12 protein-coding genes are annotated in these 17,573 nt (G+C 33.9%); 10 read left to right on the forward strand and 2 right to left on the reverse strand.

Going from position 1 to position 17,573, the window contains the following annotated elements; all coding sequences use genetic code 11:
- The first annotated feature begins 14 nt into the window (after positions 1-14).
- From IGI88_RS09235 to IGI88_RS09255, 5 genes are all read left to right on the forward strand, one after another.
- The gene (locus tag IGI88_RS09235) at positions 15-1,454 is read left to right on the forward strand and encodes a hypothetical protein (protein WP_061053723.1); all 1,440 of its coding nucleotides are present in this window, start codon (positions 15-17) and stop codon (positions 1,452-1,454) included.
- A gap of 984 nt (positions 1,455-2,438) precedes the next feature.
- Positions 2,439-3,899 carry a type I restriction-modification system subunit M gene (locus IGI88_RS09240; RefSeq protein WP_104010366.1) on the forward strand — a complete coding sequence of 487 codons (1,461 nt, stop codon included), beginning with the start codon at positions 2,439-2,441 and terminating at the stop codon, positions 3,897-3,899.
- Complete coding sequence (locus tag IGI88_RS09245; RefSeq protein ID WP_061053724.1) at positions 3,896-5,044, forward strand: restriction endonuclease subunit S; 1,149 nt, start codon at positions 3,896-3,898, stop codon at positions 5,042-5,044. The genes IGI88_RS09240 and IGI88_RS09245 overlap by 4 nt, the downstream gene beginning before the upstream one ends.
- Before the next feature lie 30 nt (positions 5,045-5,074).
- On the forward strand, positions 5,075-8,431 hold the full coding sequence (locus IGI88_RS09250; protein ID WP_061053725.1) for a DEAD/DEAH box helicase family protein: 3,357 nt from the start codon (positions 5,075-5,077) through the stop codon (positions 8,429-8,431).
- Between the two features lie 81 nt (positions 8,432-8,512).
- Positions 8,513-9,436, forward strand: a complete 924-nt coding sequence (locus IGI88_RS09255) for a DUF5655 domain-containing protein (RefSeq protein ID WP_061053726.1) — start codon at positions 8,513-8,515, stop codon at positions 9,434-9,436.
- 380 nt (positions 9,437-9,816) lie between these two features.
- Here the strand turns inward: IGI88_RS09255 and IGI88_RS09260 are convergent, their stop codons facing one another.
- Both IGI88_RS09260 and IGI88_RS09265 read right to left on the reverse strand, forming a co-directional pair.
- On the reverse strand, positions 9,817-11,127 hold the full coding sequence (locus IGI88_RS09260; protein ID WP_194199286.1) for a PTS sugar transporter subunit IIC: 1,311 nt from the start codon (positions 11,125-11,127) through the stop codon (positions 9,817-9,819).
- 11 nt (positions 11,128-11,138) lie between these two features.
- Positions 11,139-11,756 carry a hypothetical protein gene (locus tag IGI88_RS09265; protein ID WP_061053728.1) on the reverse strand — a complete coding sequence of 206 codons (618 nt, stop codon included), beginning with the start codon at positions 11,754-11,756 and terminating at the stop codon, positions 11,139-11,141.
- A gap of 38 nt (positions 11,757-11,794) precedes the next feature.
- Here IGI88_RS09265 and IGI88_RS09270 point away from each other — a divergent pair, with 38 nt between their 5' ends.
- The 5 genes from IGI88_RS09270 to IGI88_RS09290 all read left to right on the forward strand — a co-directional run bounded on the left by IGI88_RS09270 (position 11,795) and on the right by IGI88_RS09290 (position 17,570).
- Complete coding sequence (locus tag IGI88_RS09270; RefSeq protein WP_061053729.1) at positions 11,795-12,487, forward strand: MurR/RpiR family transcriptional regulator; 693 nt, start codon at positions 11,795-11,797, stop codon at positions 12,485-12,487.
- Between the two features lie 609 nt (positions 12,488-13,096).
- Positions 13,097-13,918: a PRD domain-containing protein gene (locus IGI88_RS09275; RefSeq protein WP_061053730.1), complete on the forward strand. Its 822-nt coding sequence runs from the start codon at positions 13,097-13,099 to the stop codon at positions 13,916-13,918.
- A gap of 111 nt (positions 13,919-14,029) precedes the next feature.
- A complete protein-coding gene (locus tag IGI88_RS09280) occupies positions 14,030-14,794 on the forward strand; it encodes a carbohydrate deacetylase (protein WP_061053731.1) in 765 nt (254 codons plus the stop codon).
- A gap of 18 nt (positions 14,795-14,812) precedes the next feature.
- A complete protein-coding gene (locus IGI88_RS09285) occupies positions 14,813-16,228 on the forward strand; it encodes a PTS transporter subunit EIIC (RefSeq protein ID WP_061053732.1) in 1,416 nt (471 codons plus the stop codon).
- Between the two features lie 16 nt (positions 16,229-16,244).
- Complete coding sequence (locus IGI88_RS09290) at positions 16,245-17,570, forward strand: maltose-6'-phosphate glucosidase (protein ID WP_061053733.1); 1,326 nt, start codon at positions 16,245-16,247, stop codon at positions 17,568-17,570.
- Positions 17,571-17,573: the final 3 nt, after the last annotated feature.

Here is a 17,573-nt window from a genome sequence, read left to right on the forward strand (position 1 = left end):
AGGATCTGTCTTACATGAACAATGGATTTGAATTAGATTTGTTGAACAAATTAGTTGGAAAGAAAACAAAATCATTTCGAAGGGATTTGACACTAATCAATGAACAGTTGATTGATAAGTTCAGTAAAATATTCAGCTTAAATGATCAAGTTAATGCGCTTCCCGAGCTAAGAAAGAGCCTAGTAGATACAAAGCACAGAATAGAGATTTTTGAAGAAAAAGGCTTATCTGAAAAGCTATCTAAACAGGTTAATTTTCAAAAAGATGAGCGAAAGATAGCTAATGCATATCAGTTGATAAACAAATTTAAAAAAGAGGTCAAACATTTAATAAATTCCAATAATATCAACGAGTTGGAAGAACTAAGTCCACTTAGTTCTGATGAAGTTCCAGAGTTGTTTGAAAAAGTATCAACGGAAATTATAAAGATTATCGAAGTCAAAGGTGAGCTTGAAGGGATTATCTCTAAGATAGATTCTAGCTCTGAGCAAGTAAATATATATTTAATGGAGATTCAAGAGATCATAAAATCACTCGAGGAAGAATTTGCTGAAATTAAAAGGGAAATTAATATACCTAATTTAAATCCAGATGATTTTGCCAAATTTAAAGTTGAAGAAGATAATTTATTAACCTCTATTGAGCAAGTTGAAAAGGAAGAAAAAAACAAGAGCATAATAGAAACCAAAATTAGAGAAGCATTAAATGCAAGAAACCAATTGTTGCTTAGTGAATTTAAATTATATGAAACTGAAATAAACACAATAAATGAAAGTCAAGATGCGTTGGAACTAGGCATTGAGTTTAAAGGTAATAAAGATATTTTTCTTGAACATTTATCTCAATTTTTTAAAGGATCTAATATAAATCAGAATACTTACAAAAATATAAGTGAAGAACATTCTGACTTTGCGTCTCTATTAATAGATATTTTAATAGATGATGCTAAAAAAACTTCTGAATTAGTAACGGATACACAATTAGCAAAGATGAAAGAAAAAATCAAAGACAACTATAGTGAATTATTAAAACACCGAACCCCAAATCAAATTGAAATTAAATATCATGGCAAGCCTTTAGCAAAACATTCAATTGGTCAAAGAGCATCTGCATTAGTGCTTTTCATTTTGTCTCAAAAAGAAAATAATTTAATTATGATTGATCAACACGAGGATGATTTAGATAATCAGGTAATTTATAATGAAATAATTACCAAAGTGAAGGAAAGAAAACCTGAAGTTCAGTTTATTTTCGCTACACATAATGCTAATATTCCGGTATTAGGTGATTCGGAGCAAGTAATTGCCGTTGCTTACGATGAAAGTCTGATAACTCTAGAAATGGGTAGCATTGATAATAAAGATATTCAGAATAAGGTTGTTGATATTATGGAAGGTGGGCAAGAAGCATTTAATAAAAGAACCCAAATATATAGCTTGTGGAAGAAAGAATGATTTTTTATTTTCTTTCTTAAATTAAAATGTTATTCCTGAGATGATATTATTTATTAAATATTCCACCAATGAGACATAACCTGGTTGTGTCTCATTGGAAAAAGGCGCTATCCATTGTGAATCTAAGAGAAATGCACATTTCTTTTTGAGCCTTTTTCTTTCACTCGTTTTAAATAAGACATATATATTTTCGCAGTAAATTGATTTAGAGTAGTTAACCGATATCTAACAGCAAAATTAACACCAAATCAAAAAAATCATACGACTCCCATAAAGCTAAATAGATTTAAAAAACTTGACTTGATAGTATTTAGAAGCTGTTAAAACTTTTAGAAAACACTATCCCTTTGCTGGAAAGCAGTGTGGGATGAAAAAACAACTATAAACGTTTGTATAACAACGTTTATAGTTGTTTTTTATGAAAATTAGCGATCTTGAAGAAAATGACGAAACCTTTTTAGTGTATATAATGTAATTATAAGTGAATAAGATGGACTTGAATTTATGTTATTATTTTATAGAATATACTGTATTAAAAGTTATGGATAGAGATACCATAAATAAGGAAAAAAACATGATATTCTAGATAACGTGAAACAAGAGGAATTGTTTTTGAAATAATTCAACTATCCTCTTGTAATGAATAAAATGAGTTAAGAAGCAATAGAAGATAAGACATAGAAAATTAAACTTCGCCTGTACAATCTTCTTCTGTTGAAGAATTAATAAAAGGCTTGAACGAAACACACCATCAATTATTTTTAAGGTTAATTTCAAAATAATTTGTAGTGCTGTTAACAAAAAAGAGTCACTTTTGTAATAATAGTAATTTTTCTAAATTGAAGACTAAATGTATTTCTTATTCAATTGATGCTACAATTGTAGGGAATATATAACTAGAAAAATTAAAATGAAAAGTATATATAATGACTTTTATTGATTGTATTTGAATTATAAATAGTGCTAGATAGGAGAAATAAAAAAATGATTACAGGAACGATTAAGAGTAAAATTGACAATATTTGGACAACATTATGGACTGAAGGAAGTACCAATCCATTAACTAATATAGAACAGTTAACTTATTTACTATTCATGAAAGATTTAGATCGTGCGGAACTAGAAAAAGAAAAAAATAGTAAAGTATTGGATTTAGAATACACATCAGTATTTCCCAAAAAACACCCTGAATATCGTTGGCATACATTTAAAGACCTAGGTGATGCACAAGAGATGTTCAATTTGATGCAACAAAAAATTTTTCCCTTTATAAAAACTTTAAATGGTGAAAATGATGACACTGCTTTTTCAAGATATATGAAAGATGCAATTTTTCAAATTAATAAACCGGGAACATTACAAAAAGTAGTAGAAGCTTTAGAAGAATTACCTACCGAAGATCGAGATATGCAGGGGGACATTTATGAGTATCTTTTATCTAAACTAGCAACTTCTGGAACGAATGGACAATTTCGTACTCCACGTCATATTATAAAGATGATGGTAGATTTGATGGCTCCTACACCTCAAGATACAATAAGTGACCCAGCTATGGGTTCGGCAGGTTTTCTAGTTGCAGCGAGTGAGTATGTTCGAAAACATCATCCAGAATTATTTTTAGATTCAATATTAAGTAAGCATTATCACAATAATATGTTTCATGGAAATGATATGGACAGTACGATGTTAAGAATTGGCGCAATGAACATGATGCTTCATGGGGTGGATAATCCGCAAATTAAGTATCAAGATTCACTTTCACAAGATAATTTAGAGCGGGAAAAATATTCTCTTGTATTAGCTAATCCGCCATTTAAAGGTTCTTTGGACTATGACACAACAGCGAATGACTTGTTAGCTTCTATTAAAACTAAGAAAACGGAATTACTCTTTTTGACTTTATTCTTGAGAACGTTAAAACCAGGTGGTCGAGCTGCAGTCATTGTTCCCGATGGTGTTTTATTTGGTTCTTCTAAAGCTCACAAAGATATTCGGAAAGAAATTGTTGAAAATAATAAATTAGATGCTGTGATTTCAATGCCAAGTGGTGTATTCAAGCCTTATGCAGGAGTTTCAACTGCCATATTAATTTTCACTAAGACTGAAATTGGTGGTACAGACAATGTTTGGTTTTATGATATGCAGACTGATGGCTATAGTTTGGATGATAAGCGTAACCCAATCAAAGAGAATGACATACCTGATATTGTCAAGCGTTTCAAAAATCGTGAAGAGGAAATGGAACGTAGACGCACAGAAAAATCATTTATGGTTCCGGTTGAAGAACTGAAAGAAAATGATTATGACTTAAGTATTAATAAGTATAAAGAGATTGAATATGATGAAGTGGAGTATGAAGAACCTCTAGAAATCATAAAAAAAATAGAGATAATAGAACAAGAAATTGTTCAAGGAATCGATAAACTTAAGGATTTGATCAGATGAAAAATAAGAAGTTGGGTGACTATGTAGACATAGTTAGTGGATATGCCTTTAAATCTAAAGAGTTTGATATTAAAGGTGTACCAGTTATACGTATGAGTGATTTATACCAGAATAAAATCAGAATTACGGCAAATACAGCTAGAGTAGTTGACATCAATATTGATGAAAAGTTTTTGATTCAAAAGGGTGATATATTGTTAGGCATGTCGGGTTCAATAGGGAAAATGGGGATTGCTGATATAAATGGAAAAATGTATTTAAATCAACGTATTGCGAAAATAGTACCGAAAAATAATGAAATCAGTCGAGTTTTTCTTATATATTTGATAAGACAAATCTGTGAGAGAATGAAGCAAGATTCAGTAGGAGGAACAGTTCCTAATATTAGTCCCAATACGTTGAAAAATTATGATGTATGGGTTCCATCAATTGAGAATCAAAAAGAAATAGCCAATACTCTAAATCTAGCTTCAAAACTAATAGAAAAACGCAAAGAACAGATTGCTGAGTTAGAGCGACTAAAAAAGAATACTTTTATTAACAGATTTCTTCATAATGAAAATCTAACTAAGTGGGATAATGTCTGTTTGAAAGAATATGTGACCATTGATACTAAAATGATTAAAGATTTTACTATATATCAAAACTTTATATATATTGGAATAGAGAATATTGAGAAAAACACTGGAAAATTAATTAATATTTCTAGAGTTAAAGAGGTGAATATTACAAGTGGAAAGTACCTTTTTGATGAAAGACATGTTATATATAGTAAAATCCGACCTAACTTAAACAAGGTTGCTTTGCCGTATGAGAAAGGAATTACGAGTGCAGATTCTTACCCATTATTAGTAAAAGATGGTATGAATAGAATATACCTAGCAGAACTTTTGAAATCAATTGATTTTTTAAATTATGCTAAAAAGCAAAGTTCGCGAACAAATATTCCAAAAATAAATAAAAAACAATTAGAAAATTATCAATTTAAATTACCACCAATTAAATATCAAAACAAATTCGCTTCCATAGTCGAAGAAATCGAATCACAAAAAAAAGTCATGGAAGAAAGCCTACATGAAATGGAAAATAATTTTAATGCTCTGATGCAAAAAGCATTTCGTGGTGAGCTCTTTCCTGAGCAATAATTTCAGACATTGAAAGAAGGGAGGAATAAAATGGGGAATTTTGATTTTTTATTAAAAGATAAAGATTATCGGGGGTTTGCTCAAGCTAGTATTGACACAGAAAAAGCGATGAATGTTAGCACGATTATGGCAGCAATTTGCTGCCGACGTGCGCTTGAACTTTCAGTTAAGTGGGTTTATCAATTTGATAGTGAGTTGAAAGTTCCTTATCGTGATAATCTATCTTCATTAGTCAATCATCGTGAGTTTCAAGATATACTTGATCCCAATTTACTGCCTGCTATTCGTTTTATTATTAAACTAGGGAATGTTGCTGTACATAATAATGCTACAGTCAAACGAGAAGAGGCTGTATTAGCTATAAAAAATCTATTCCAATTTATTTTATGGATTGATTATTGTTATGGCGAAAATTATCAAGATAGGACGTTCAATGAGGCTGTCCTTAATTTATCAACAACTATCAAAGAAAAAGAATCGCCGCGTCAATTAGGAGAGCTAACAGAAAAAATTAATGTGACTGATCCGCCACTTAAAGAATTGCAGCAAGCTCTACCAGATGAAACACGTGTAGATTTCATGAACAAACGAAAAAGTACAGTTGAATCAGGAAACTACGATTTCTATGTTGATAAAATTTCTGAAAGTGAAACACGTAAACGATATATTGATATTGAGTTACGACTTGCTGGTTGGAAATTCGATGAAAATATTGAAATTGAAGAGAAAATTGAAGGAATGCCTAATAAATCTGGTTTTGGGAAAATCGATTATGTTTTATATGGGAAAAATGGGCTGCCTTTAGCAATTGTCGAAGCAAAAAGAACGATGAAAAGTCCTAAAGAAGGGCGACAGCAGGCAAAACTCTATGCTGATCTTTTAGAAAAAAAGAAAGGTCAAAAACCTGTTGTTTTCTATACAAATGGGTTTGAAACATGGATGATTGAAGAACCCTATCCAGCTAGAGAAGTATCTGGTTTTTATACACAAGATGAGTTGCAGCTAATCATTGATCGAAGAGAAACAAAACGATCATTGAACTCAATAACTATTAACGATGACATAACGAATCGTTTTTATCAAAAAGAAGCAATTATTAATACTTGTGAGGCATTCGAGAATAGGCAACGTGAATCACTGCTAGTGATGGCGACAGGAAGTGGAAAAACAAGAACGGTTATCTCTATTGTTGATGTATTAACACAGGCAAATTGGGCTAAGAATGTCTTGTTTTTAGCAGATCGAACTTCGTTGGTAAAACAAGCTTTTCGTAACTTTAATCAGCTGTTGCCAAATCTTTCATTATGTAACTTATTGGAAGCGAATACGGAGAAGAATAATCCGCGTACTAGTCGAATGATTTTTTCGACATATCCAACAATGATGAATGCTATTGATTCAGTTAAACATGAAGAAAACCGGCTGTTTACGGTTGGACATTTTGATTTGATTATTGTTGATGAAGCTCACAGAAGTATTTACCAAAAATATCGTGCTATTTTTGATTATTTTGATTCCCTAATAGTAGGTCTTACTGCAACACCTAGAGAAGATATTGATAAAAATACCTACGACCTCTTTAACTTAGAGAATGGTGTTCCGACGTATGCTTATGATTTAGATAATGCAGTAGACGATGGTTTTTTGGTGAATTATAAAACGATTGAAACAGAACTGAAAATTCCAAATGAAGGCATTCATTATGAGGACTTAACTGAGGAAGAGAAACAGGCGTTTGATGATACTTTTGAAGATGAACCAGAAGTTAAAGATATTGATCCAGAAGCAATTAACGAGTGGCTGTTTAATAAACATACGATTGACCTTGTTTTAAAAGAAATAATGAACAAAGGAATACAAGACTCTAGCGGTGATGAGATTGGAAAAACGATAATATTTGCGAAAAATCATCGTCACGCAGAAATGATAAAAGAGCGGTTTGATCTCCTTTTTCCTTATAAAGGAGATAGTTATACTGATGTTATTGACTATAGTGTTAATTATCATCAAAGTTTGATTGATACTTTTTCAGTGAAAGAAAAGTATCCTCAAATTGCTATTTCTGTTGATATGCTTGATACAGGTATTGATGTGCCAGAGGTAGTGAATTTAGTTTTTTTCAAAAAGGTTAGATCGAAAATCAAATTCTGGCAAATGCTCGGGAGAGGGACAAGACTATGTGAAAATTTATTTGGTCCAGGACAAGATAAAGATGGTTTTCTAATTTTTGATTATAGTCGAAATTTTGAATTTTTCCGAGAAGATAAGCAAATAGGAGAAGCTAGACTGGTGACTCCATTGACTCAAAGGCTCTTTAATTTAAAAGTTGAATTGATTTATGAACTACAAGCCATACAGTATCAAGAATCTTCATTTATTTCATATCGAACCAAACTAGTTAATCAGTTATTTTCATTTGTCCAACAACTAGATCAAAATTATTTTATGGTTCGTATGGAAATCAAACATGTGGATAAATTCTCACACTCAGACTCATGGAAAGCACTAACTATTTTAAATGTTAATGATCTAAAAAAACATATTTCACCTTTGATTGAACCGGAAAAGGATGATGAACTTGCTAAGCGATTTGATTTATGGGTATTTACTATTGAATTATCTACATTAACAAAGAGCAATGCAACACGAGCAATTCGACAGGTAATGGAAAGTGCTCAAGAACTTCAAAAACTGGGGACAATACCTCAAATTTTGGAGCAAAAAGAGTTGATTAAAAAAATCCAAGAACCAGAATTTTGGGAGCAACCAACTCTTGAAGCGTTGGAAGAAGTTCGCTTAGCATTAAGAGAGCTAATTCGTTTTATTCCAAAGTACACGCAAAAAGTCTATTACACCAATTTTGAAGATGAAATTATCTCGATACATGAAGATGATGCACCACTTCTAAAAGTAAATGACTTACGTAGTTACAAAGAGAAAGTCGAAAATTATATCAGAACGCATTTGGATAACATTGCTGTCTACAAGTTACATCATAACCGTCCATTGACCAAGAAAGATGTAGAGATGTTGGAAGAAGTTCTCTGGGAGAAATTAGGTTCAAAAGATCAGTATAAAGAAAGTTACGGAGAAAAATCTGTGACTCTCTTAGTAAGGGAGCTGATAGGACTAGACAAAGGTGCCGCCAAAGCTGTATTTTCTGATTTTTTATCTACTGAAAATTTGAACTCACAACAATCAGAATTTATTAAATTGATTATTGATTATGTTGTTCAGAATGGTTATTTAGAAAAAGCACAACTTCTGGAAGATCCTTTTAAACGTATCGGAACTATTGTCAATTTATTTGGTGATAACCAGAGGCAAATTCAGACATTAATTCAATCAATAGATTCAATTAATGCCAATGCTAAGATTATTAATTAGCTTGTCTATATCAACTGATTGAGCTAATCTACATTATTAGATAATTTCAACATGAAATATCTTGGAAACGGAGGTGTTTTGTTGGCTCTTTATCACATTAATAAACATGAGATGGTAGAAATTCAAGAAGTACCATTTGCTAAAGAAAAAGAATTACAATTTTTAGTAGAAGCAAATTTAGAAAAGCTGTTCAATTTGAAATTTGTAGCTACTGAATTTTCTGTGGATGATTTTCGGCTGGATACGGTAGCTTATGATGAAGAAACCAAGAGTTTTGTAATCATTGAGTACAAAAAAGGGAAGCGATTCAGTGTAATTGATCAAGGTTATGCTTATCTAAACTCATTATTAGCTCATAAAGGGGAATTTGTCTTGAATTATAATGAGCAGTATCCAGATCAACTAAAGCGTACTAGTGAAATTGAATGGTCACAAACACGAGTTATTTTTGTGGCGAATGATTACACTAATTATCAATATGGTGCAGTAAATAATCCTGATTTGCCTATTGATTTAGTCATGGTGAAAAAATATAAAAATGGCTTGATAGATGTTGAAACGCTCAACAAAACTAATTCAAAGCAGAGTAAAGCTAATAAGCAAAATAATCAAAGAGAAGCTAATAAGAAAGGCTTGTCTAAAGAAATTAAGATTTACACAGAAGAAGAGCATCTTGAGAAAGGCTCTTTAGAAGTTCAAGAACTTTATGAAGAATTAAAAGAAATTATTTTAAGTTGGGATAGTAATATTCGAATTAAGCCAGTTAAGTTATATAATTCGTTTAAAATGAAACGTAATATAGTAGATATCGAAATTCAGAAAAAAGCCCTGAAAATATGGATTAATCTAAAATATGGAGAACTAAATGATCCTGAAAATATAACTCGAAATGTAAGTGAGACAGGTCATTGGGGAAACGGTGATTATGAAATTATTATGAAAGACAATCAAGATATTGAGTATATTGCCAGTTTAATTAAGGAATCTTGGCGATATCACAAGTAGTAATTTGGATAAAAACTAACACCCAAACTAGCACCAATCCCGAAAAATTATCAGAATTTTATGGCACCATCCAAAACAACGGTTGTTGATCTAACAGCATTTAGAAGTTGTTGAAACTTGTAGAAAACACCATCCCTTTGCTGGAAGGGTCTGTGGGGTAATCATATAGTACGAACTTCAAATGTTGATATACCAGCATTTGAAGTTTTTTTATTTATTGATTTTAGTCAGTTTCATGGGACTGAAGAATCAATTCTGATTCATCTGTCCCATGAATTATAGAGTCATTTCTATCGGTCCTAAGTTTATAAACGCTGAGAGACACTTAGCTTGATTCCTATCAATTAGTACTAAAAATTCAGTATAATTTCAGTTATTCCTTATAGACTTTCTAGCTTATCATCTATTATTTTTATTCTATTATTTTCCATTATTTTAAAGAATGGATAGTAAATAAAAATGCTGACCAAGATAAGTACGAAGCAGAAAATAATATTACGCCAATCCATACTAGAAAGGTAGGCTTGCGCAAAGAAAGGTGTGAATGAGGGATCAATTATAAATCCTAATCCAATCCATCCAAATTGCTGAGCAAAATAAGTTAATAATAAAGAGACAATAGGTGTAAATAAAAATGGAATTGCTAAAATAGGATTGAAGACGATTGGTAATCCAAAGATGACTGGTTCATTGATGGAGCAGATTCCAGGGATTAATGATAATTTTCCTATCGTACGATATTCTGGAACTCTACTTCGCATCATTAGTAACACTAATCCCAAGGTTCCACCAGCTCCGCCAAGAACGGAAACACGGAACATTTGAAGATTCATCAAGTGGGTCATCGTCTCATTATTTGTCATTTGTTCAGCATTTAAGCCAGTTTGGGCGATTCCTAACGTGAAGACGATTGGGAAGATAATTGAGGAGCCGTTAATACCAAACATCCACAAGATATTCCCTAAAGTTACAATAAATAAAAAACCTCCTAAACTGCCAGCAATGTTTGTTGCAGGCGTTAGTAATTGCATTATTGCTTCTGGGAAAATTGTATTTGTTGTCGATAAGACAATTAGATTGGCGCCATAAAAAATAATGATGTTAGTAAGTAGTGGCACCAACATATTGATAAAGGTTGCGACCATTGGTGGGACAGTATCTGGAAGTTTCAGCTTGATATTTTTTATTTCAAAAGTGCGATTCACCTCTACGACAAGTAAACCGATGATAATTGCAACGAAAAGGCCATTCGTACCTAAAAAATCTAGTGAAATCATTCCATCTTTCACAGGAGTGCAAACCGTTAGAAAAATGACTACTGCGATCATTCCGTTCATGGATGCATTGAATTTATATTCATGAGCAAGTGAGAAGGCAATACCAAAAACACTGATCAAACCGATGATACCCATCGTCAAATTATAAGGCGCAGTAATTACATCATAATTTGCTACTGCAAAATATTTCCAACCGGCCATGAATTGCATGAAGTAATTTGCTGTTTCTGGGTTGTAACGGTCAATATTTATAGGTGGATTGGCAAAAATCAGAAAAAAAGAACCGATAACAATAAAAGGCAGACTGAACATCATCCCACTGGATATAGCTTTCAAATGACGTTGATTTCCAATTTTAGCTGCTAATGGACTCAGTATTTCATTAAGCTTTATGACAAGTGCAGAATTTTCCATACTATTTCCTCCTATACTTGCCAAGGGTTGAAAGCAAAAGCACTTGGCACGACACGTTCTGGATCATATTTCTCAATTATTTTTTCATATTGTTCTTTGTAATTATTATCAATATCGGCTTGAGGAATTACTTTACTTGCTTCATATAAAAAATGTTCGGACCCTCGCCCCATTTCTTGCCCACGAGTGGTGTGTTTATCCAAAGCAATATCTGGTATTTCTGGAATATAGCCCATAGCGAAGCTCTTTATAACGATATTTTTGAGTAAATCGGATGAACGATCCTTTTCAGAATCACATAAGTAACGTATTGCATGGAAGAAATACATTGCACGGTCTGATTCATTATACTGGAATTCTCTACGCATCACGTTCAAATTATTAATCATGATGGCAGCTAAAGGATTACCCATTCCTACATCTTCTACACTAATTGCCAATAAGCGTCGCCATAATTTTTCTTCAAATTGTGGCGAGGTAATGTACATTTCATATGCAAACTCGCAAGCATCTTTTTCCTTTCCACGGCGAATCGATTTCTGTAGTGCAGAAATAACTTCATCTCCTCGCAGCCCGTTACGTGTGGTCATCTTTGCCCATGGATCTTGAATGAATTTACTTTCTGTCATGATATAATACTCCTAACTAAAAATTTGAGGTGGATCTTATGGATATTGAAATGCTTATCGACAAATATCAGTTGAACAATTCAGAAGCTGATGTCTTAAGATTTATGTGGAAAAATCGTCAGTCATTAAAAAACTTAGGTATTCGAGATGTTGCCAAAGCTTCTTATGTTTCTACTGCTACAATTATACAAATGGCTAAAAAAATTGGCTTTACAGGATATAGTGAATTAGTCTTTTCGGTAGGCAATCAGCGGCACAGTATGACCTTGCCTAAAATCTGTTCAGACAAAGAAAAAGAGACATTTATTCGTCTGATGTCTGATTACCAAGATAGACGAATGATGATCCTTGGATCAGGATTTTCTCAAAATATAGCAAATTATTTTTCTGAAGCTCTTAATCTACATGGTTTCCGTGCGACTGCCAATAGTCATCTTGAATTCTTGAGAGAAAATGTTCAAAGCGATATCCTGCTTTTTATTATCTCAAATTCAGGGGATACGGTTCGCTTAGCTGAATTAGCTAAAGTTGCGAACGATCATCATATTGATTTGATTGCTTTTGTTGGTGAAAAGAATTCAAAGATAGGTAACTTGGCGACATTAACAATCAGTACTGAAACATATACACCGAAAAGAATATCAGATTATCAACCCAATCTTTTTTTTGGAACAACATTAAATCAATTTGAAATCTTACTGAGTGAAGCATTATTAGCTATTTTTAGCTAGAAGAACGATGTGGCCACTGTTTCTTCATTCATTAGTATAAATGGTTTCAAAACGAATGTAAGTGTTCTCTCGATATTAAAAACATGTTTTGAAATTTAAAAACTTGTTTAAAAATCATACTCTCAGCTTTTAAATCAGCAAAGCTTCATTTTATTGTTCTCGCTAGTTTTAATCATTATTCGTATTTTATTTATAAGATAAGTGAAGTAGTTTGAAATAAAATGAAATTTTTTTTTGTTAAGAAAGGAACCCTAAGTGCTATGTAAGTGAAATAGAAATATTTCTATACATTTTTTGTTCTAACTGTTCATTAAAATATTTATAAAAGAGCGATTGGTTTATCTTTTTTGAATAAATGAGAATCAATATAATTGATTGAGCAATTCTTGTCACTCTCAATAATTATTCAAAAAAATAAATTCACCCTTGATACCGGTTTCATAGTATGCTAAACTGTGTCCATAAGTGATAGGGTGCTACTATTAAATTAGGCACGACCGAAGAAAGGTTTCTTTCTTTGGTCGTTTTTTATTGTTTGAAAACAACTCGATAGTTTCAGAAAAATAGTTATTCTAATTTTGAAGAACTATGCGGAAAGGGGGACAATCAATGTTTGTGGTAAAAAAACTGAATCATAATGCCGTTTTGATTGATGATGATGGAGTTGAAAAAATAGCAATGGGGAAAGGTCTTGGGTTTTCAGCGGTAGTCAATCAGCCATTTGATCCAGTGTTTGCAGATAAAATTTTCACATTGGATTCAAAAGAAAAAACAAAGCGATTTAGTGAGATCGCTGCACAAATCCCGATTGAATTTATTGAGTTTACTGAAGAGATGATTCAACTGATTTCCACTAGGATCAGCTCTCCATTAGATTCCAATATCTATATTACATTGACAGATCATATGTATTTTGCCGTTCAAAGAAAAAGAGAAGACAGTCATGTAACTGCCATTATGCTGCCAGAAATGAAACTTCTTTATCCAACCGAATATGATACAGCTGTCGAGGTAGTTGAACGGATCAATCACCAGTATCAAACGGAATTGGGTGCAAATGAGGTCGGATTTATCACGATGCACATTATAAATGCGGAATTAGGTGAGCCCAATAGCTTGAACAGTTTGAAAATATTAGAAATGACGACAACGATCTTGAGCTATTTAGAAAAATCTTATTTAGAAAACTTTGATAAAGAATCACTGACATATCATCGCTTAATGATCCATATCAAGTTCTTGGTCAAGCGTTTGATTTATAACGAAGCCTCTCCAGAAGAAAATTTTGGCTTTTTTACGGAAACTTTTAAGAGCAGCGAAGCATACCAAGCAGCTTTAAAAATCAAGGAAATCATAGAAAACCAGTTTCAACTGGCAGTTCAAGAGAATGAAGTTATTTATTTAGCCATTCATTTAGCACGTATCTATTAAATAAGTGAATCCGGGCGTAACTAGTTGGTAGGCGCAACCGAATGAAACATAGCACACAAGCTATGCTCATTTGGTTGCGCTTTTTTAGCGGAAAAAGAAAGGAAGAATGAAATGGGAAAAGTAATTTTTAATTCGGATGATTTTGGTTACAGCTATGGTGTTAACTATGGCATTTTAGATGCCTACCAGCGAGGGATCCTCACCTCGACAACATTGATGGCAAACATGCCTGGTTTTGAACATGCAGTGAAACTAAAAAAGGAGGTGCCGGGTCTAGGAGTAGGAATTCATTTGACCCTAACATGTGGAAAACCACTTTTGGAAAACGTTGATAGTCTAACAGAAGGTGGCCGATTTAGACCGTTGAAGTTTTATCAGCAACCATTTGCTATTGACCAAGATCAGCTCTATCAAGAATGGAATGCTCAGATTCAAAAAGTATATCGAGCTGGGATCTTGCCTACGCACTTAGACAGCCATCACCATACGCATTCTTTTGGCAGCAATCAGGAAGTAGTGATTGCTTTAGCCAAAAAATATGATTTGCCCGTCAGAGGAAACTTTGAGCGAAGTGAAGAAGTGCGGCATGTCGATTATTTTGAGCCGTATTTTGATGACGTGGGAGAAAAAGAGGTGAAAAAAAGACAAATTAGTACGTCTATTGAAGCCTATTTGAAGGATTTGTATAAAAAGCTTCAAGGGAACCAAACGATCGAAGTCATGTGTCATACTGCTTATTTGGATCAGGAGTTATTAGAGGGGTCGAGTTTCATTTATCCTCGTGTGAAGCAGGTTGAATTTTTGATTCATTCGTCGTTTGCTCAGAAAGTAAAGAAAGATCCGTCGATTGAATTAACTACTTACAAAACAATTTAATATAGGAGGAATGTAATAATGACGAATTTTAAAGCAAATGTACAAAAGTTAGGGCGGGCAATGCTGTTGCCAGTTGCAGCAATGCCGCTAGCAGGATTGATCATGCGGCTATCAGCTGACGACATGTTGAATATTCCCGTTTTGGGAGCGGCCGGCAATGCAGTTTTCGGCAATTTGGATATCCTGTTTGCGATTGGGGTCGCAATTGGTTTTGCTAAAACCAAAGACAAAGGAATACCAGCACTTACTGGTTTCTTAGCAATAGCTACCTTGAAAAAAGGGTTGGAGATTATGAATCCAGCAGTAAGTATGGGTATTTTTGGGGGCATCATTTCCGGACTGATTGCCGCTTGGACTTATAACCGCTTTAAGGAACAAAAATTACCGATGGTTTTCTCTTATTTTGCGGGTGAAAAATTTCCTTTGACGATGGTCATGATTTTACAGACGATCTCAGCGGTTGTTTTCGGTTTGGTTTGGCCGATCATACAAATGGGTATCGACAATTTTGCCAAAATGCTGGTTGACATGGGGGCACTCGGTGTTGGGATTTTTATGTTTTTAAATCGATTGTTGATTCCCTTTGGCTTGCATCACGTTTTGAACACCTATGTATATTACGATTTAGGAAGCTATACTTCACCTAGCGGGGAAGTTTTCCGAGGAGAAATGACACGCTTTATTAATGGCGATCCGCAGGCAGGATTGTTTTTATCAGGATTTTTTGTGGTGATGATGTTTGGAATACCAGCTATCTGTTTAGCGATTTACAAAGCAGCGTATAAAGAAAATAAAGATATGGTTAAAGGAATCATGGGAAGCGGTGCTGCCACATCGTTTATTGCCAATATTACAGAGCCTGTTGAATTCAGCTTTATGTTTCTCTCACCTATGCTGTATGTGATCCATGCCTTTTTTGCTGGGCTAGCAGGGATCGTCTGTTATTTGTTTAATATACGAATTGGTTTCACTTTCGGAGCATGTATTGTAGATTATCTTATTAATTTCCGTATTGCGACGAATGCTATTCTGATCCTTCCAATTGGGCTCGTCTTTTTCGCCTTGTATTACTTTACCTTTTATTATTTGATTAAAGCGAGAAATATCCAGACATTGGGCCGAGAAACTGCGACAGAATTTGGGGAAGAAATATCTCCAGAGGAAACAGAGTTGGGATTGGCGAGCAAAAATTATGAATACATGGCAAAAAAAATGCTCCAAGCGTTTGGCGGGAAAAACAATATTTTGGATGCATACAGCTGCAACACACGCTTGCGTGTTGAAGTTGCTGATTCTTCATTAGTAGAGGAACAACGAATCAAGCAATTAGGCGTGAGCGGGATTATCAAGCCAACTGAAAAAAACTATCAAGTGATCATTGGGTTAGAAGTGACATATGTAATGGCTGAATTTGATAAATTATTGGAACAATAGAAAGGAAGAAAATAGGATGAAAAAACAAATCATTACCATCGCTGGAGGCGGAAGTACTTATACACCAGGAATTGTTCAGGCTATTTTAAATAATGCACAACGTTTACCGTTAGCTGAAATCCGTTTGTATGATATTGATGCAGAACGAAATGCAGATATGTACTTGATTATTCAGTTTATGTTGAAAAAAGAGGGCTTTTCAGATGTCCAGATCATTTCAACAGAAGATCCTAAGCATGCGTTTACTGGCTGTGACTTTGTATTCTCGCAGATTCGTGTTGGCGGAATGAAAATGAGAGAAAAAGACGAAAAAATCCCCTTGAATCATGGGCTAGTTGGACAAGAAACTTGTGGATTAGGCGGTTTTGCGTACGGCATGCGTTCAATGAAAGGATTGCTAGAGATCGTCGGTTATGTGCAAGATTATGCATCTGAAGCATGGATCTTGAATTATACAAATCCAGAATCGATCGTCTCTGAAGCGGTTCGCAGAACGTACCCAAATGCAAAAATGATCAATGCATGCGACATGACCATCTCGATCGAAGAAACGATTGCCGTCAACTATGGTTACAACCGTGAAAATTGGATACCGACATATTATGGGTTAAATCATTTTGGCTGGTATACCTCTATCTATGATAAAGAGCTAAAACGAGAAATCATGCCGGAAATTATTGAAAAGCTGACAACACAAGAAATGCAGGTTGCTGACTTTAATGCAGGGGATAAAACTTGGCAAGAAGCGTTTCAAATGATGTCAGTCATCACGAGAAATTTTCCAAACAATATCCCTAACAATTACTTAGAGTATTATTTGTATCCAGATATGGTTGTAGAGCATACAGACAAAAAATATACGCGAGCAAATATGGTGATGGATGGCCGTGAGAAAAATACCAAAGAAATGGCAGATAAAATCCGACGCGGAGAGAAAGAAGATGTCTTAAATTTTAACTTTGGTGAGCATGGACAATACATTGTGGATATGGCGACATCTTTATTAAATGATGAACGGCGCCGATTTATGCTGATCGTGCCCAATCAAGGAGCAATTCCTAATCTGCGTTCGGATGCCGTAGTTGAGGTGCCTGCTTACGTGGGAGCAACGGGAGTGGAGCCGATTGCACTGAGAGAACCGATTTGTGACTTTCACAAGGGATTAATGGAGGCGCAAGTGGCTGCTGAAAAACTCCTTGTTGATGCTTACTTTGAAGGGTCTTATCAAAAAGCATTGCAGGCATTCACATTGAATCAGACTGTTCCGAATGCGCGAGTGGCTAAAAAAATCTTAGATGAAATGATTGAGGCAAATAAAGAATATTGGCCTGAATTAAAGTAGAGG

The organism is Enterococcus sp. AZ179 (assembly GCF_050498885.1).
Classification (GTDB): Bacteria; Bacillota; Bacilli; order Lactobacillales; family Enterococcaceae; genus Enterococcus_D; species Enterococcus_D entomosocium.